Origin of the sequence: Rhizobium sp. SG2393, assembly GCF_042610495.1 — a bacterium.
GTDB lineage: Bacteria > Pseudomonadota > Alphaproteobacteria > Rhizobiales > Rhizobiaceae > RU20A.
Window position 1 is genome coordinate 788,834 of record NZ_JBHGAP010000001.1, and the last position, 16,982, is coordinate 805,815.

The window sequence follows — 16,982 nt, forward strand, 5'->3', positions numbered from 1 at the left end:
TTTCCTGACGGTCTTCTTGGTGCTACGTTTCGACGCGGATAAGGGCGATACCGGCCGGGGGCGGCCGTCGGCCCAGCGGTTGGGGGACTGCTCGCATGATCAGACAATTCGGCACGGCCTGCACGCTTCTCTGTCTCTCCATGGCGCCGGTGCTGGCGCAGGACGTGCTGTCGGAAACGACGCCCGACGAGCTGATCCGCCAGCTGACACCGCATGGCGCACGCGACCTCGGCGGCGCGATGGGCGGCGGCGCGCGCCAGCCGCAAAGCGGCGTACAGTTCCAGGGCAGCAACAACAGCCAGACCTATCAGGCACCGGCAGCAAACCAGGCCTACCAGCAGCCGGCCACGCAGACCTATCAGAGCCAGCAGAGCGGCAGCTACCAGCAGCCGGCGGCACAGGGCTACGAGGCCAAGCCGCAGACCGACTACCAGCCGGCCGCGACCCAGACCTATCAGGCGCCTGCCAACCAGGCCTCCACCTATCATGCACCGGCCGCCGGCTATGCGGCGGTCAATTCCTACGGCGACAAGATCCAGGCGACCGTCAACCTCGCCGTGACCTTCAGGCTCGGATCCGCCTCGCTGACGCCGGAGGCACAGAAGCTGCTCGACACTGTAGGCGAGGCCCTGCAGTCGCCCGAACTCGGCAATTACCGTTTCCTGATCGGCGGCCATACCGACGCCGTCGGCGGGCGCGAGGCGAACCTGACGCTCTCCGAGCGGCGCGCGAAGACGACCAAGGCCTATCTGACGCAATTCTACAAGATCGATCCCGACCGGCTCGTGGTGCGTGCTTTCGGGGAGGACTACCTGCTCTTCCCGGATTATCCGACCGATGGCCGCAACCGACGGGTGGAGATTTCGACGCTGCAATAGCAGGTTTCGGGAGGAACGGATCTGGCGGATCGCCGCGCTCGGGGGGACGAGGGTCGGGCCGCAGCAAGTGGGGCAGACATGCACATGAAATGGGGAGCAGCCGGGGCAAGAAGCCTCCCGGCCCCTTCAGGGACTGGATCTGGTCACCCGGCAAGCCATGCGCGGCCGGCTTGCGGGCGCGTGTCGCGCATCCGGGGTCTGGCGCATGCGGGCGCTGTGGCGCTCCTCGTGGCCCTGCCCTTCCCCGGTCTTGCAACAGCGGCTGACCGCGTCGCGCTGGTGATCGGCATGGCGGGCTACAAGACCATCAACCCGCTGCGCAACACGCCGGCCGATGCAGCGCTCATTGCCCGCACGCTGAGAGACCTCGGTTTTGAGACCGAGACACTGAACGACGCCACCCTGCCGCAGCTGAAGGCGGCCATGAAGGATTTCGCCTTCAAGGCCGAAACCGCCTCCATCGCCCTCGTCTACTATGCCGGACACGGGGTGGAGGTGGGTGGCCAGAACTATATCGTTCCGGTCGATGTCGCCGTGCAGAATGCCACCCAGCTGCCACAGCAGGCCGTGTCGCTCAAGGAGGTGCTGGCGACCGTCGAGAATGCCCGCCAGCTGCGCATCGTCATCCTCGATAGCTGCCGCAACAATCCCTTTCCCGATGCCGCAGCCCCGGCCGTGACGGTGGCCGCCGTGACGGGCGATGCTGGCAACCTCGCAGCAGGCGCGCTTCCCGCCGGCGCCTTGCCGAAGCCAGCCACCGAAAGCAAGGCTGCCGCCGCAAACGAAACGCCGGCCACGGAGACCGCGGCCCGTTCCGTGGTTCCCGCCCTGCCGGATGGCGCAGCGCCCGAACAGGCCGGTGCCGCAAACGCAGGGGCGGATGCAGATGCCACGCGGGGGCTCAAGCGCGGTGGCCTCGCGCCGGCCTCCCCCGAGCGCGGCATGATGGTGGTCTATGCCGCCAAGGACGGGGAAGTGGCGCTCGACGGCAAGGGAGACAACAGCCCCTTCGCCACGGCACTCGCCGACAATCTACGGAAACCCGACGTGGAAATCGGCCTGATGTTCCGGCAGGTGCGCGACGAGGTGATGGCGCTGACGGCCAACCGCCAGCAGCCGCATTTCTACGGCTCGCTGACGGGCGTCCCCTTCTTCCTTGCCGGCAATCAGGCGAAGACCGAGGCGTCCCCGGCCGACAAGCCGGCCGCCTGGCAGAAGCTCGCACCCGACCAGGAGGTACAGCTGGCAGCCCTTGCCGGCGACGGCGACACCCGCGCCATGATCGGCCTCGGCTACATCGCGCTCACCCCCGATCCCGTCAAGTTCGATCCGAAAAAGGCGCTCGACTTCTTCACCGCCGCCGCTGCCAAAGGCGATGCAGAAGCCATGTACGAACTCGGCAAGCTCTACGAGAAGGGCATCGGCACGCCGCAGGATGTGGCCAAGGCGCTCGATCTCTACCGCCAGTCGGCCGAGCGTGGCTTTGCCGATGCCATCAACGATCTCGGCTTCCTCACCTATCAGGGCACGGAGGGCCTTGAGCGCGATCCGGAAAAGGCAATCGCGCTCTTCACCCGCGCCGCCGAGCTGCGCCACCCCCAGGCCATGTTCAACGTTGCCGCACTGATCGACGACGGCATCGTGCCCGGCAAGGGACCGGACGACGCGGCCCGGTTCCTCTATCTGGCGCTCCGCTCCGGCGTCGAGGACGTGCTGACCCAGCTGACGACCAAGCCGACCATGTTCAAGGCCGAGACCCGCAAGGCGCTGCAGAAAATCCTGTCGGAAAACAAGTTCTACGAAGGAACCTTCGACGGCGCCTTCGGCAAGGGCACGCAACGCAGCCTGCGCCTCGCCTTCGGCAAGGACGGCTAAAACGGGCTACCCCCCGCGCAGCCGACGGCCGCAAGGCCCGCGCATAAGGGGGAACGGGCGGCGTGGCGATGCCGGCATGGGCGACGTCGTGCAGATGGCGCGGCAAGAACGACAGGCAGACCGGACGGACCGGCAAGACCGAGGGCAACACCGGCAAAGAGGGCGGGGCAATGAGCGAGACGATGCATGGGAAAGCGCCGGAGGCAGGGCGTGACCGGTCGGGCAATTCCGAAACGACGGTCACGGGAATGACGGGACCGGCAACGGACGCGCCGCCGACGGCAACGACACCGTCGCAACGCAGAAAGGCGGACCCCCGCCGCCCTGCCCGGCGCTGGCGGTTCCCGACCGCCCTGGCCATTTCGCTTGCACTGGCAGGTGCGGACAGCGTGGCCGTCTACGCGCAAACGACCGGGCCGACCAGTGGTCCGACGGGCAATACGACCACGCCGAATGTCGGCTTTGGTGACTCCGATGTGGGTGGCGAAACTGGCCTCGAGACCGCCTTTACCACCAGCATCATCCGCAACGTCGAAGCGGTGAAAGCCGAATGCGGCCGCTATGACCCGGTCTACCGCATCGACTGCCTCCAGCGCGGCCTTCGCCTGACGGCGCAACGCATTCCCCGCAACGCCGCCTATGGCGACATGAAGCGCGCGATCCTGCGCGCCGCCGACAAGCTGGACGCCATCGTGCGCGCCAATGTCGATACCCGCGCCCCGAAACTCGATGCCAAGCCCGGCGCCAATCCGCGCTTTGCCCGCAACCGCAGTTACCGCGCCATCAAGCGCGAAAACCTCGCAAAGGCCATGGCCGCGGCAAGCAGGGTTGTCGATGAACTGCAGACCGAACTGCTTCGCGCCGCCGACAACTCCGAAAAGCGCCAACAGCACTACCAGCGCGTCGCCGTCGCCGTGCAATCAACAAAGGTACTGCTGCGCTCCTAACGCTGCGTGGGAATGAAAAAGCCGCCGGGACGAGACACCCCGGCGGCTTTTCAACTCCTTGAGGTCGCGTCACCCCATCTGGCTGCCGACGAAGTCCTTCACGATGCGCACGATGCCGCGGCCGAGCAGGTCGTCGAGGGCGTCGCAGAGCTGGTCGACGTGCTGGCGTTCGCAGATCAGCGGCGGCAGCAGGCGGATGACGTTTCGGTTGTACTCGGTAAAGGCCACTAGCGTGTCGTAGTCGCGCAGGAGCAGCGCGCCGATGAAGCCCGAGAGCGAGCCCTTCAGCTTGTCGTCCAGCATCGCGACCACGGGGCGGAGCACCATCGGCAGGGTCTGGCTGAAATCCTGGAATTCGAGGCCGACCATGAGGCCCTGGCCGCGCACTTCCTTGATGATCTTCGGATACTTGTCCTTCAGCGCATTCAGCCGCTCGACGAGATAGTCGCCCTGGATGGCAGCGTTCTCGATCAGGTCCTCGTCATAGAGCACGTTCAGCGTCTCGATGGCCGTGATGCAGGCCTCGCCGATGCCGCCGAACGTGGCCTGGGCGTGGATCATCGCGGTCTTCGGCGTGCCATAGGCCTTCATGTAGATCTCGCGGCGCGCGATCATCGCGGCGACCGCTGTCTTGCCGCCGCCGAGCGACTTTGCCACCGCCGTCACGTCCGGCACGATGCCGGCATGCTCGAAGGCGAAGAAGCGGCCGGAGCGGCCGACCCCGCACTGCACCTCGTCGGCGACGAAGATCACGCCGTGCCGGTCGCAGAGCGCGCGCACCTGCTGCCAGAAGTCCGGCGGTGCGATGTTGATGCCGCCGCCGCCCTGGATGGTTTCCAGAACGATGACGCCGATGGTGGGATCGCTCTCGAAGGCGCGGCGGATGGCGTCGATATCGCCGAAGGGCACCTTGATGTTGTTGTCGAGCAGGCGGAACTCGCCGCGATAGAGCGGCCCGTCGGTGATCGACAGCACGCCCTTGGTCTTGCCGTGGAAGGAGTTCTCGGCATAGACGACGCGCGGCCGCTTCGGGCCGGCAGCGCGTTCGGCCACCTTGATGGCCGCTTCCATGGCTTCCGAACCGGAGGAGCCGAGGAAGACCATGTCGAGATCACCGGGCGCGATTTCCGCAAGGTTCTTGGCAAGCGCCGCGGCATATTGCGACATGAAGGCTATCGCGATCTCGTGGCGGTTCTCGTCCTGGAACTGCTTGCGCGCCGCGATGATGCGGGGATGGTTGTGGCCGAGGGCCAGCGACCCGAAGCCGCCGAAGAAATCGAGAATCTTCCGGCCGTTCTGGTCGATGTAGTACATGCCCTCGGCGGTCTCGACCTTGATCTTGTTGAAGCCGAGCAGCTTCATGAAATGCAGCTGGCCGGGGTTCAGGTGATCCTTGAAGAGCGACGTCATGTCGGCGACGCTCATCTCCTTGGCCTGTTCCACCGTCATCAGGTTCGGCTTGCGGATCGAGCCGTCAAGCTTGGGGGCGTCGAGTGCGACGCGGTCCGGTCTGTCGAGCATGGTCGTCTCTCCCCTCATTCGGCCGGTACGGCGGCGGGCTGGGCATAGGCCCGGCCGGCCTTCTTGGCGCGGTATTCGTCATAGGCTGCGATCAGCATGGCGGCGTCGTTGTATTCGGCCTTCCAGCCGAGGTCCCGCTTCAGGCGGCCCGTTTCGCGCACGCACATCTCGTCGGCGATGAGGTACTGCTCGGGGTCCATGATCGGCAGGTTGATGCGGTCGAAGGCGGCCAGCGTCGCCTTGACGGCAAAGGCCGGCGTCGGCAGCAGGAAGGACTTCGAACCGGCATGGCGGATGAGGCCGCCGAGCAGCGCGCGCACCGACGGCGGATTGTCCGAGCCGAGATTGTATTCCGCATTCGGCACCCCGCCCTTCCAGGCCAGACGCGCCGCTTCCGCGCAGTCGAAGACGGAGATGAACTGGTAGGGGTTCTTGCCCGAACCGATCATCGGCACCGGCAGGTTGGCGTCGATGAGCTTGAAGAGCTTTTCGAGAATGCCGAGGCGGCCCGGGCCGATGATGAGGCGCGGACGGAAGATGGTGATGTTGAGACCGCGCTTGCGCCAGTCATAGGCCAGCTCCTCGGTCGCAAGCTTCGACTTGCCATATTCGCCGAGCGGCGCGGCCGGATGGTCCTCCGACTGCGGCGACTGCACCGTGTGGCCGTAGATCATGTCGGTCGTGAACTGCACGAGCTTCGTCGCACCGGCAGCCGAAACGGCCTTCATGATGTTTTCAGCGCCGTAATAGTTCACCGGCCAGAAGAACTGCCAGCGATCGGCGCGCTTCTGCAGCGGCGACAGCATCTTGGCAGCCATGTTGTAGACCATGTCGTCCGGGCCGATCTCGACCTTGGCGACGCTTGCGGGATCGGTCACGTCGCAGCGCACATGCTGCGCGCGGGCATAGATCGGCAGGTCCGACTTGGCGATGTCGGCGATGAGGACCTGTTCGCCCTCATTGAGCAGGCGTTCGGCAAGATGGCGGCCGACGAAACCGTCGCCCCCGAAGATCACATGTTTCATGACTGGCTCCCGATATTCATGTCGGCGTTTTGAGTGGCGAGGGCAGGTGTTTCGGCCGTGTCATGGGAGGACATCCCGGACTGGGCGATCAGCACCGTGCCGACGCAGATGAAACCGATCCCGGCGATGCGCCAGGCGTTGATGTCTTCCTTGAAGAGGAAGTAGGCGAAGACGGCCACCGCCACATAGGCGAGGCTGAGGAAGGGATAGGCGAAGGACAGCTCGACCTTCGACAGCACGAAAAGGTGCGAGGCCATGGAGATGACGAAGGTCAGAAGGCCGGCGAAAACCCAGGGGTTGAAGACCACCTGCAGGAGCTTCAGGATGATGTTGTCGGACATCGGAGACGCAAGCGTCGACATGCCCTGCTTCAGCATCAGCTGCGCGGCCGCGTTCGTGAGAACAGTAAACAATATAAACGGGATATACTTCATGACAATGTCCCTTTTTCCAGCATGCGGTGTACCGGACAAGACGTACTATTCGATGAAGAACAGTGGTTTATTTTAATCGAAGACCTTCGGTTACCGATTGGTGAGCGCAAGCGCCGTGCGCCTCCAGAAATCGGACAGGAGTGCGGGATCGCGCGCAGCTTCCAGCCGCTGCCAGCCCGGGAAGGAGGCGGCAAAGGTCTGGGGTGCCATGCGCTGGTCCTTGTAGGGATTGATCGCCCCGCCGGCCGCGAGAACGATGGCATCGAGCCGGTCGAGAAGCTGCAGTGTCGAAGCCCCCTGATTGGAAAAATCGAGTGTCAGCGTGAAGCCGGGGCGCGCAAACGACAAAAGCCCGCGCTGCGGCCGATCACCGAACTTCTTCAGCACCGTCAGGAAGGAGGCATGCCCTGCCTCCTGCGCCGCCAGCATCAGCGCGCGCACCGTCGCTTCGCCGGCTTCGGCCGGAAAGACGCTCTGGTGCTGGAAGAGACCGCGCGGCCCGTAGAGACGGTTCCAGTGCGAGATGGCGTCGAGCGGGTAGAAATAGCTCGTCCAGGGCACGGTCGAAACCTGCTCGCCGGGCCGCACCTTGCGGAAATAGAGTTCGTTGAAGGCCTTCAGCGTCAAGCCGTTGAGGAGATTGACCGGCGGCGTGAACGGCACCGACGGGCGCACCCACTTCTTGGGAATGTCGGGGATCTCGCCATCGGCATTGGCGTGGTCGCCGGCCAAGAGGATGCCGCGTCCGAAACCCCTGCCCTTGGCCAGCTGGTCGATCCAGGCGACGGAATATTCGTGCGCGGCATCCACCGCTTCGACCTGCGCGAAATAGTCCGAGAGGGTCTCGAAGCGGATGGCATGCTGCTGCACATGCACCGCCGGCACCTTCATCAGTTGCAGCTCGGCCGTCAGGATGACGCCCGTAAGCCCCATGCCGCCGATGGTGGCGGCGAAGAAATCGGGATTTTGCGTCGGCGCGCAATCGAGCACCGACCCGTCGGAGCGCAGCAGCGTGAAACGGCGCACATGATGGCCGAAAGTGCCGCGCGCATGATGGTTCTTGCCATGCACGTCATTGGCGATCGCGCCCCCGATCGTGGCGAAGGCGGTGCCGGGCGTGACGGGCAGGAAAAAGCGGTGGGCGGCGACATGCTCGATGACCTCGCGCAGCGTCACCCCGGCTTCAGCGACCAGGACGCCCGTCCCGGGATCGAAGGACACGATGCGGGCGCGCGGGCGCATGGTGATCAGGCTGCCGGCATCATTGTGGCAGCTGTCGCCGTAGGAGCGGCCCTGGCCGAAGGGCAGGAAGCCGCCCGCAGCATGGCTGCCGATGCGGTTCTCGTAGGCATCGGGCGTGATCGCGCGACGCGGTCGCGTCAGGATCCGGCCCCAGCTGGCGAAATCCTCCACGCCTCAGCTCCCCAGCGTGCCGGCGACGACGAGCACCGCGCCGATACCGACGGTGAAGATCGAGCGCCAGTCATGCATGATGAAGACGACCGGATCCTCGTGCAGCATGCGCCGGCGCGCCAGCATCCAGATGCGCAGCAGCATGTAGAGCACCAGCGGGCAAAGCGGCCAGAGCGCCAGCGGATTGGAATACATGGCTTCCATCTCGCGGCTGTGGACGTAGAGCGCCAGAACCAGCGCGGCGGTGAAGGCCGAGGCAATGCCGGCCTGGCCGACCATGTCGAAGTCCACCGCCTGATAGCCGCGGCCGGGCACATAGGCATCCGGCTCGCCGTCGAAATCGTTGAGCTCGACGTACCGCTTCACCAGCGCGAGGCTGAGGAAGAAGAAGATCGAGAAAGCCAGCAGCCAGAAGGAGAGTTCCGTGTCGGTCGCAGCCGCGCCGGCAACGATGCGCACGGTGTAGAGACCCGCCAGCGTGAAGACATCGACGAGAAGCTTGCGCTTCAGCACGAAGGTATAGGCCGTCGTTGCCACCGCATAGAAGCCGAGCACGAGGGCGAAATCGAAGGGCAGCAGAAGGGCCAGCGCCACGGATGCGACCGTCAGGCAGCCGGCCAGCACGATCGCGACCGGCACGGACATCTGGCCGCTCGCCAGCGGACGGAACCGCTTCTTCGGATGCCGGCGATCATTGCCGAGATCGGAGAGGTCGTTGATCACATAGACAGCCGACGCCAGGAAGGAGAAGGCGAAGAAGGCGATGATGACCGAGAACAGCGCATCGAGGTGCAGAACCTCGTGATTGAGGATCATCGGGACCGCGATCAGCACATTCTTTGCCCACTGGTGGACGCGGATGGATTTCAGTGCCGCAAGCGGGCTGATCCGGCCGACATCCAGACGCTCGGCATCGTGATCGCGCCGCCAGGCTTCGGCAGCGGCATCGGGTGCGACGACAATGGCGCGCCGCGCGGCGGAAAAGACCGGCACGTCGTCGCGGCTGTTGCCCATATAGTCGAAGCCGCCCTCCCCGTAGCGCGCCACCAGCGCATCGCGCTTGCGGCTATGCGTCAGGTTCAGCGTCTCCGTGGAATGCATGATGTCGGTGAAGAGGCCCGTATGGGCGGCAATGTCGCGCGCGACACTTTCGGCAGCCCCCGTGACCAGCACGATCGGCCGGCCCGTCAGCTTCTCGCGCTCCAGCCGCGCGAGGACTGCGTCGCGGTAGGGCCAGTCGGCAGCCACGCGGCCGGAGCGGCGCGCAACCTCCGCCTTCAGGCACGCCTTGCCCTTCAGCGCCCAGCCGATCATGGCAAACAGCAGGAGAGGATTGCGCAGCAGGATGATCGCCACGCCCTCCCACAGCGTGTCGGCGGCCACAAGCGTACCGTCCAGGTCAACGCAAAGCGGAATGTGCCGCGTGTCGGTCCGGGCGTCCATGAATGCAAATCCCCTGTTTCGACCCTTGAGGCGGCGCGTCCGAGGGGGACCGGCCAAGGCCTCGTCAATCAAACCGTTCGGGAGCATGCTGACTGTTGTCCCGCCGCATTGCTTCCCGCATGGACGGAGATTTGCACGGCCGGGTTGCCGGAGTCGTAAAGGCGACCGATTTTCGGACACCCATCTGTTTCCGTGGTTAAGAAAGCGCAGACGAACTCATTAGACTTTGAACGATCTGGGCCAGTATGGAGCACATGGTTCATTCCGGGCCAGCCTGCCGGGCCTGCCGGCGCCGTGACCCGGCTTCGACCCCAGGGTCAAAACAAGCGGAAGGAGTATGTCCGGTGAAGCGGCTTTTGCCAGAAATACTCTAGCGGGCCGATGCGAGGAAGTTGATCGCCGCGCGCCAGTCCGTCATGCGCACCGGCGTTCCGTGCGAGCCATCGGTAAACAGCACGAAGCGCACGGGATAGCCGGCCTTGTGCAGCGCCTCATAGACTGCCTGCTGGGCGCTTGCGGGATAGACGCTGTCGCGCCCGCCATGGGTGAGATAAAGCGGCAGGCGGGCCTTGTAGGCTGCGGACGTGCGATAATCCGGATCCGCCGGTCCGCCCATGACGATCATGCCGCCGAGCGCCTTGACGGTCGCGGGGTCGCGCGCAATGCCCCAGCAGAGAAACGAGCCCATGGAGGCGCAGGCGACATAGACCGGCCGGCCGGCCGTGCGGGCCGAAAGGGCCACGACGAGAGCGGAGAGATCGGCCGCCCCTGCCTGATCGAAACCCTTCATGCTGGCGCTGTAATAGGTGCCGCCATTGGCAACCGCCAGGTTCTTGATGCGGTTGAAATTGCCGCCGAAGGAGAAGTCGTTGGCGCCAAGCCGGCGGTCCCCGCCCCGGCCATGGATGAAGACGACGCTGAACGCACCGCCTTCGGCCGGCCCCGTGCGGGCGACATCGATGGCCCCGCGCGTCGTCATCACGCTTTCCATCGCCTGCTCACGCTTGATGCCGAGATCGACATAGGCCCGCTTGACCCGGCGCTCAGGAATCTCGTCGCGGCCGTTGATGTCGCGCATCTCGTCGTAGCCGACCGTCAGCCGCGCCCCGCCATCGGCCGTTTCAGTGACGGGATTGTAGGCGAAAAGATCGTCCTTGAAAGGTTTCAGAAGCTCGGCCGAGGCCGGCAGCGCCAGCGCGAGGCCCGCCAGAAGGGCAAGGAGACGGCAGGCTGCCGGGCACAAAGCGCGGCGCGCGGCGGCGGAGATGAAATGAACTGTGGACATGCGGACCGGAATCTCCTTCGCTTCGGCAAGAGCCTTGCCACCGGCCCTTCCGCAACGCAACCGTTCTGGAGTAAACGGAACGGGAACAGCGCCAGAGCATACAGGGTGATTCGCGGCAGCCCCAAGGCAGCGCGGCGCCCGAAGGCCCGGAACCGGCAAGGCTGGACGACCCCGGTCGGCTGCCCGCCCGGTCCCCATGCGGACGCGACCGGACGCACGGCCACCCATTGACGAGAACGACCCGAAGGACGGCATGACCGACGATCTCTTCTCCGCCATTCCAGCCGCCCCGAAGGCACCGGCCGCTTCCGCCGCAGCCCCCCGTCCGGCCGCCACGACACCGGCTGCCGTGCAGCGGGCCGCAAGCCCGATCGCTGCCGAAAGCCGCGAAGCCCCGGCCGGATCGGATACCGGCAATTACGACGCCTCCGCCATCGAGGTCCTGGAAGGGCTGGAGCCCGTGCGCCGCCGCCCCGGCATGTATATCGGCGGCACGGACGAAAAGGCGCTGCACCACCTCTTTGCCGAAGTCATCGACAACTCCATGGACGAGGCGGTCGCCGGCCACGCGAACTTCATCGAGGTCAGCCTTGATGCCGAGGGCTTTCTCACCGTCACCGACAATGGCCGCGGCATTCCGGTGGAGAACCACCCCAAATTCCCCGGCAAGTCGACGCTGGAAGTGGTGCTGACCGTGCTGCATGCCGGCGGCAAGTTCGACGGCAAGGCCTACGAGACCTCGGGCGGCCTGCACGGTGTCGGCGTCTCCGTCGTCAACGCGCTGTCCGACGTGCTGGAGGTGGAAGTCGCCCGCAACCGCAAGCTCTACCGCCAGCGCTTCTCGCGCGGGCTGCCGCAGGGCGGGCTGGAGGAGGTCGGCGACGTGCAGAACCGGCGCGGCACGCGGGTGCGCTTCCACCCCGACCCGCAGATCTTCGGCGAGAATGTCCGCTTCGATCCGGGCCGGCTGTTCCGCATGTCGCGCTCCAAGGCCTATCTCTTCGGCGGCGTGGAAATCCGCTGGGTCTGCGATCCCGCGCTTTTGCCGGAAGGTTCGGACGTGCCGGAAAAGGCCGTCTTCCACTTCCCCGGCGGCCTGAAGGATTATCTTGCCGCCACGCTCGGCAAGGACTTCACCGTCACCCGCGAGATCTTCGCCGGCCGCACCGAAAAGACCGGCGGCCACGGCGCGCTGGAATGGGCCGTGACCTGGTATGGCGGCGACAGCCAGGTGCACTCCTACTGCAACACCATCCCGACCCCCGAGGGCGGCACGCATGAGGCGGGCCTGCGCATCGCGCTCACCAAGGGGCTGAAGACCTACGCCGAACTGACCCAGAACAAACGCGCCGCCATCATCACCACCGACGACGTGATGATCTCGGCCGCTGCCATGCTGTCGGTCTTCATCCGCGAGCCGGAATTCGTTGGCCAGACCAAGGACAAGCTTGCGACCGTCGAGGCGCAGCGCATCGTCGAAAACGCGCTGCGCGACCCCTTCGACCATTATCTCGCCGGCAATCCGGGGGAAGCGGCCAAGCTCCTCGACTGGGTAATCGAGCGCGCCGAGGAGCGCGTGCGCCGCCGCAAGGAGAAGGAAGTCAACCGCAAGAGCGCGGTGCGCAAGCTCCGCCTGCCCGGCAAGCTCGCAGACTGCTCGCAGAACACCGCGGAAGGCGCCGAACTCTTCATCGTGGAAGGCGACTCGGCCGGCGGCTCCGCCAAGCAGGCGAGAAACCGCGCCAACCAGGCGATCCTGCCCCTGCGCGGCAAGATCCTCAACGTCGCCAGCGCCGGCCGCGACAAGCTCTCGGCCAACCAGCAGATCGGCGACCTCGTGCAGGCGCTCGGCTGCGGCACGCGCTCGAAATACCGCGAGGAAGACCTGCGCTACGAGCGCATCATCATCATGACCGATGCCGACGTGGACGGCGCCCACATCGCCTCGCTGCTCATCACCTTCTTCTATCAGGAAATGCCGGAACTGGTGCGCAAGGGCCACCTCTTCCTCGCCGTTCCCCCGCTCTATCGCCTGAGCCAGGGCGGCCGCACCCTCTATGCCCGCGATGACGCGCACCGCGAGGAACTGATGCGCACCGCCTTCAACGCCCGCGGCAAGGTGGAAATCGGCCGCTTCAAGGGTCTCGGCGAGATGCTGCCCGCGCAGCTGAAAGAAACCACCATGGACCCTTCGAAGCGCACCCTGCTGAAGGTCGAGATCGACGAGGTGGATTTCGAAGGCACCCGCGAGGCCGTGGACAACCTCATGGGCACCAAGGCCGACGCCCGCTTCCGCTTCATCCAGGAACGCGCCGCCTTTGCCGACAATCTGGATATTTGAGGGTGGCGCACTCCGCCCTCACCGCAACCGCTTCTCCATGAAAAGGCTCAGCGGATCGGGCTGGTAGCTGCCGAAGGGCGGGATTTCGGTGTAGCCGCCGGAGCGGTAGAGGCCGATGGCTTCCGGCTGGTGGATGCCGGTTTCGAGGCGGATGGCGGCGAGGTTTTCGGCGCGCGCGGTTTCGGCCAGCGCGTCCAAAAGCCGGCGTCCGATCTTCAGGCCGCGGGCCGCGGGATCGACGAACATGCGCTTCATCTCCCCCGTTCCGTCGCCTGAAAGCACCAGCGCCGCGCAGCCGACGACGGCGCCGTCATGGCGGGCGACGTGGAAGCGGACATTCGGCTGCTCCAGCGTCGAGACATCGACGAGATGATTGCTTTCCGGCGGATAGAGCGCCTGCATGTAGCGGTCGGACTGATCGAGAAGCGCGATGATCGCCTCCTGCCTTGCGGGTTCCAGCGCGATCGTGACGCTCATCTCGGCTCCGGTGGTCCATGGTCGGGGCTTCGGTGAAACGACATTTGCCCGCCAGCGTCAACCCCGTCCGGCGGCAAGGTTCAAGCCGGACAACGGGCTGAAACAAAAAGTTTTCCGTGACGGTCGCCGCGGTCATAGTTTGACACGGGTCGCCGGTTAGGCATTTCCTTCGTGTGAGCACAAGACCACGGATGCCTCGGCCGCATCCCTGCATCAGGAACCGCCATCGATGAAGACCGCGCTTATCGTGATGACCATTCTCGGCTGCGACGACAGCGTCACGCAATGCCATTACGTCGCGACCGTGGAGAAGGGCTTTACGACCATCAGCGAATGCGACAAGCGCTCGGAAACCGAGATCGCGACGCATCAGAACAAGAACTATCCCGTTATCGTGGCGGTCTGCGAAACGCCGGACAGCGCGGCCATCGCCCATGATGCCGAGGCGGACCAGGCCATCGCCAGGGCAGCCGCCGCCGGCAGCCAGGCCGGAAACGCGGCGGCATCGCAGCCGGTCGGCTCCGAAACGCTACCTGCCCCTGTCGGCAGTGCCGGGACGCTTGAGACCACCACCACCGCTCCCGCTGGACAGCCGGCCACCCTGCCCCGCCGCGCGCTCGACCTCATCACCGGCGTTCTGCCGAGCCGCGACCAGTTGAAAGCCGTGGTGACGACGCCGGTCCATACGCTGGAAAACGGTTACTCCTGGGTGGCGCGCCGCTTTTCCACCGACTGACCGGCACCCAACCGGAAGTGCTCTCAGAGATTGTCTGGAAACGCGACGACCGAGAGCCGCGACGGGACTGTGTGTCCGGCCGTGTCCGACACCGCCGGGCGCAGGAAACCTCACCGGATGAACGACGCCGCGTGTGCGGTCAGCGTCTCAGACCAGCCCTGCGGCAATGAGGCTGAGCCCGCTCGCCGCCACGGCCTCGCGCGCCGGGCGCGGCGTCAGACCCAGCACGCGCCTGACCTTGTCGTTGGAGACCCGCGTATCGCGCCCCAATTCACGGATGATGGGGGTCAGCGAGCGATCGAACCGCTCGACCAGCCGCGTCACGAGATTCGGAAGCTCCAGACGCGGCAGCTTGCGCGCGTGATCAGGTGCGGTCACGCGCAGGATGCCCATGATCTCGCGGAAACTGAGGCTTTCGGCGGCGACGATGAAGCGCTCGCCGACCGCCTCCGGTGTCTGCAGCGCCAGCACATGGGCACGCGCGACATCACGCACGTCGGCGACCGGAAGCGACAGCTTCGGCACGGCAGGATAGACGCCGCGCATGGCCTTTGCCACGAGGCCGACCGAGGTGCCGTAGGTCTTGCCGATCAGGGGACCGAGCACGAGGCCGGGATTGATGACCGAAAGATCGAGCCCCGACTCGGCGGCAAACTGCCAGGCCACCTTCTCGGCGAGCGTCTTCGAGCGGTAATAGGGCGTCGTCAGCGGACCGTCGGGATCGGTCCAGTCCTCTTCGGTGAAGGGAGAGCGGCCACTGCCGTAGCACACCGCCGCAATGGAAGAGGTCAGAACGACGCGACGAATGCCCGCCTCGCGCGCGGCCTTCAGCACGCGCAACGTCCCCTCCCGCGCCGGCCGCACCAGATCATCGTCCCGCTCTGGCACGCGCGCCGGAAAGGGCGAGGCACAGTGGATGACGGCATCGACACCCTGCATCGCAGTCGCCCAGCCGGTACCGTCGAGGAGGTCGGCAGCGGCAAAACCGATCTCGGCGGGCAATTGGCCGGCCGCAGCGCGGATCGACGCCTCCACCTCCGGGCCACGCGCGAGATCGCGCAGCGTGCCCCGCACCGAAAACCCGCAGCGGATCAACTCCGCGGCGATATGGCGGCCGATGAAACCGCCAATGCCGGTAACCAGCACTGTTCCCATGTCACCCTCTCCATCCAACCGGTCGGCAGATACTGTGCCGAAGCGCAGACAGGCCGTCACCTTCGCCCGGCCCGACGGCCGATGCAAGACGGCGGGTCAGCACCGGCGGCAACATGGAGAAGAAGACGCCTGGGAAAAGGAAAAACGCCGGAGCGCAGAAGGCCGGGTGGACGACGTAAGGCCGATTGCCAGGCCGCGCCCGGGGGTGCCTCAGGCCGCCTCGCGGACGACCTGATTGGCATAGGCGCGCGCGCCACGGCGGCGTTCGGCGATCGACAATTGCTCGAGAATGGCACGAACGGCGGGCGAGCCCGAAAGCGCGGTGCGGGTCTGGCCGAGCCTGACGAGAAGGTCGGCCGCAACGCCGGTCGTCTCGCTGCCGAGCAGCCGGCTTCGTTCGACCCGCCACAACAGCACGGCCTCGGCAAACAGTGCACCGATTTCAGGGCTCAGGCCGGCGCTTTGGAAGAGCGCACGGATGGCATGAAGGCGGCCGTCGGACAGAATGGAGCGCACGCGCCGCTCGTTGAGCGTGGAAAGAATGACGATCGCGGCGGCGAAGAAATCGATGCGGCCCGTGACCAATGCCTGCAGCAGGAAAGCGGGCGTCAGGCGTCCCGTGTCCCGAAGATGCGCCACGAGGCGTGGCAATTCGGCCTGTGGCGAGCTGCCGGCCATCTCGACGGCGGCATTGTCGCAGGCCTCGCGGGCGATGCGATCCACCCGCTCGCCCCCGACGACGGAGCGGACGAGGCCGGAAAGCGCCAGCGCCTGCCCCACCTTCTCGATGAGGATGTGGCGGACATCGCTCGGCAAGGCATCGCGCTGCAACAGCGCCTCGCGGGCGCGCGGTTCGTGACCATAGCGCTCGGCAATGCGGCGCAGCGTGCGCGCAATGAGGTGCGCATGGGGATTGTCGAGCAGGATCAGCATTTCGGCGAGCCCGCCGATCTCGACGATCGCGGCGGAGACGGCGGGAGAAAGCTGCCGGCGCGCAGCAATCACGCCGCGGATCTCCGGCGTCCCGCGGGCGGCAATGTCCACCAGGTCGTCATCCGTCAGCACCGGTGAGCGGAAGATGACGGTATAGGCGATTTCCGGCTGGTCGGAAGCGAGCGGCAGGATGAGCGAGCGCGGCGTCTCGGCGCTGTCGGCGATGGCCTCGGCGAGCGCCAGGCGCACCTTCGGTGAGGGATCGTCCAGCAGGAAGGTCATCGCCATTTCGGCTGCGTGCTGGTCCGGACCCTTCAGCGACCGCTGGCGATAGGCGCGCCCCAGAGCGCTGGCCGCCCGCGTCCGCTCCGCAACCTTGGCCGTTTCCGCCCAGCACAAAAAAGAATGTATGATCACGTACGCCCCACCCGACAAAGACTCGACTTGTCCTCATCGAGATTAGGCGGGAAAGGTTTATGATTGGTTCACCATGTCCTTTAAGAGACTGGAAAGGCTCGC

14 protein-coding genes are annotated in these 16,982 nt (G+C 65.8%); 5 read left to right on the top strand and 9 right to left on the bottom strand.

Translation table 11 applies throughout. The features are described from left to right. Positions 1–95: 95 nt before the first annotated feature. From ACED18_RS03775 to ACED18_RS03785, 3 genes are all read left to right on the top strand, one after another. Positions 96–878 carry an OmpA family protein gene (locus ACED18_RS03775; RefSeq protein ID WP_377289141.1) on the top strand — a complete coding sequence of 261 codons (783 nt, stop codon included), beginning with the start codon at positions 96–98 and terminating at the stop codon, positions 876–878. 180 nt (positions 879–1,058) lie between these two features. Then, positions 1,059–2,753, top strand: a complete 1,695-nt coding sequence (locus ACED18_RS03780) for a caspase family protein (RefSeq protein WP_377289143.1) — start codon at positions 1,059–1,061, stop codon at positions 2,751–2,753. 170 nt (positions 2,754–2,923) lie between these two features. After that, a complete protein-coding gene (locus ACED18_RS03785) occupies positions 2,924–3,700 on the top strand; it encodes a hypothetical protein (RefSeq protein ID WP_377289145.1) in 777 nt (258 codons plus the stop codon). A gap of 69 nt (positions 3,701–3,769) precedes the next feature. Here ACED18_RS03785 and ACED18_RS03790 read toward each other — a convergent pair whose 3' ends face one another. The 6 genes from ACED18_RS03790 to ACED18_RS03815 form a co-directional block, all read right to left on the bottom strand. Beyond that, on the bottom strand, positions 3,770–5,221 hold the full coding sequence (locus ACED18_RS03790) for an aspartate aminotransferase family protein (RefSeq protein ID WP_377289147.1): 1,452 nt from the start codon (positions 5,219–5,221) through the stop codon (positions 3,770–3,772). Between the two features lie 14 nt (positions 5,222–5,235). Then, entirely contained in the window at positions 5,236–6,246 is a 1,011-nt protein-coding gene (locus tag ACED18_RS03795; protein WP_377289149.1) for an NAD-dependent epimerase/dehydratase family protein, read from the bottom strand. Continuing rightward, on the bottom strand, positions 6,243–6,680 hold the full coding sequence (locus ACED18_RS03800) for a transporter (protein WP_377289151.1): 438 nt from the start codon (positions 6,678–6,680) through the stop codon (positions 6,243–6,245). The genes ACED18_RS03795 and ACED18_RS03800 overlap by 4 nt, the downstream gene beginning before the upstream one ends. A 90-nt stretch (positions 6,681–6,770) precedes the next feature. Further along, positions 6,771–8,093 carry an FAD-dependent oxidoreductase gene (locus ACED18_RS03805; RefSeq protein ID WP_377289153.1) on the bottom strand — a complete coding sequence of 441 codons (1,323 nt, stop codon included), beginning with the start codon at positions 8,091–8,093 and terminating at the stop codon, positions 6,771–6,773. Positions 8,094–8,096: 3 nt separating this feature from the next. After that, complete coding sequence (locus ACED18_RS03810) at positions 8,097–9,536, bottom strand: UbiA family prenyltransferase (protein WP_377289155.1); 1,440 nt, start codon at positions 9,534–9,536, stop codon at positions 8,097–8,099. A gap of 370 nt (positions 9,537–9,906) precedes the next feature. Next, on the bottom strand, positions 9,907–10,821 hold the full coding sequence (locus ACED18_RS03815; protein ID WP_377289157.1) for a dienelactone hydrolase family protein: 915 nt from the start codon (positions 10,819–10,821) through the stop codon (positions 9,907–9,909). A gap of 253 nt (positions 10,822–11,074) precedes the next feature. On the opposite strand from ACED18_RS03815, the gene parE reads away from it, so the two are divergent. After that, complete coding sequence (gene parE, locus ACED18_RS03820) at positions 11,075–13,162, top strand: DNA topoisomerase IV subunit B (protein ID WP_377289158.1); 2,088 nt, start codon at positions 11,075–11,077, stop codon at positions 13,160–13,162. 18 nt (positions 13,163–13,180) lie between these two features. Here parE and ACED18_RS03825 read toward each other — a convergent pair whose 3' ends face one another. Continuing rightward, positions 13,181–13,639 (bottom strand): GNAT family N-acetyltransferase, encoded by a 459-nt coding sequence (locus ACED18_RS03825; protein WP_377289160.1) that lies wholly within the window; start codon positions 13,637–13,639, stop codon positions 13,181–13,183. 229 nt (positions 13,640–13,868) lie between these two features. Here ACED18_RS03825 and ACED18_RS03830 point away from each other — a divergent pair, with 229 nt between their 5' ends. Next, on the top strand, positions 13,869–14,375 hold the full coding sequence (locus ACED18_RS03830) for a hypothetical protein (protein WP_377289162.1): 507 nt from the start codon (positions 13,869–13,871) through the stop codon (positions 14,373–14,375). Positions 14,376–14,522: 147 nt separating this feature from the next. Here the strand turns inward: ACED18_RS03830 and ACED18_RS03835 are convergent, their stop codons facing one another. Together ACED18_RS03835 and ACED18_RS03840 are read right to left on the bottom strand one after the other, a co-directional pair. Next, positions 14,523–15,530, bottom strand: a complete 1,008-nt coding sequence (locus ACED18_RS03835) for an NAD-dependent epimerase/dehydratase family protein (RefSeq protein WP_377289164.1) — start codon at positions 15,528–15,530, stop codon at positions 14,523–14,525. A 210-nt stretch (positions 15,531–15,740) separates the two neighbouring features. After that, a complete protein-coding gene (locus ACED18_RS03840; RefSeq protein WP_377289166.1) occupies positions 15,741–16,880 on the bottom strand; it encodes a DUF2336 domain-containing protein in 1,140 nt (379 codons plus the stop codon). Between the last annotated feature and the right edge of the window lie 102 nt (positions 16,881–16,982).

Coding starts and splice junctions, on each gene's coding strand:
- parE (WP_377289158.1), top strand. CDS start 11,075: ATGACCGACGATCTCTTCTCCGCCATTCCAGCCGCCCCGAAGGCACCG.
- ACED18_RS03830 (WP_377289162.1), top strand. CDS start 13,869: ATGAAGACCGCGCTTATCGTGATGACCATTCTCGGCTGCGACGACAGC.
- ACED18_RS03795 (WP_377289149.1), bottom strand. CDS start 6,246: ATGAAACATGTGATCTTCGGGGGCGACGGTTTCGTCGGCCGCCATCTT.
- ACED18_RS03800 (WP_377289151.1), bottom strand. CDS start 6,680: ATGAAGTATATCCCGTTTATATTGTTTACTGTTCTCACGAACGCGGCC.
- ACED18_RS03775 (WP_377289141.1), top strand. CDS start 96: ATGATCAGACAATTCGGCACGGCCTGCACGCTTCTCTGTCTCTCCATG.
- ACED18_RS03785 (WP_377289145.1), top strand. CDS start 2,924: ATGAGCGAGACGATGCATGGGAAAGCGCCGGAGGCAGGGCGTGACCGG.
- ACED18_RS03810 (WP_377289155.1), bottom strand. CDS start 9,536: ATGGACGCCCGGACCGACACGCGGCACATTCCGCTTTGCGTTGACCTG.
- ACED18_RS03825 (WP_377289160.1), bottom strand. CDS start 13,639: ATGAGCGTCACGATCGCGCTGGAACCCGCAAGGCAGGAGGCGATCATC.
- ACED18_RS03835 (WP_377289164.1), bottom strand. CDS start 15,530: ATGGGAACAGTGCTGGTTACCGGCATTGGCGGTTTCATCGGCCGCCAT.
- ACED18_RS03815 (WP_377289157.1), bottom strand. CDS start 10,821: ATGTCCACAGTTCATTTCATCTCCGCCGCCGCGCGCCGCGCTTTGTGC.
- ACED18_RS03790 (WP_377289147.1), bottom strand. CDS start 5,221: ATGCTCGACAGACCGGACCGCGTCGCACTCGACGCCCCCAAGCTTGAC.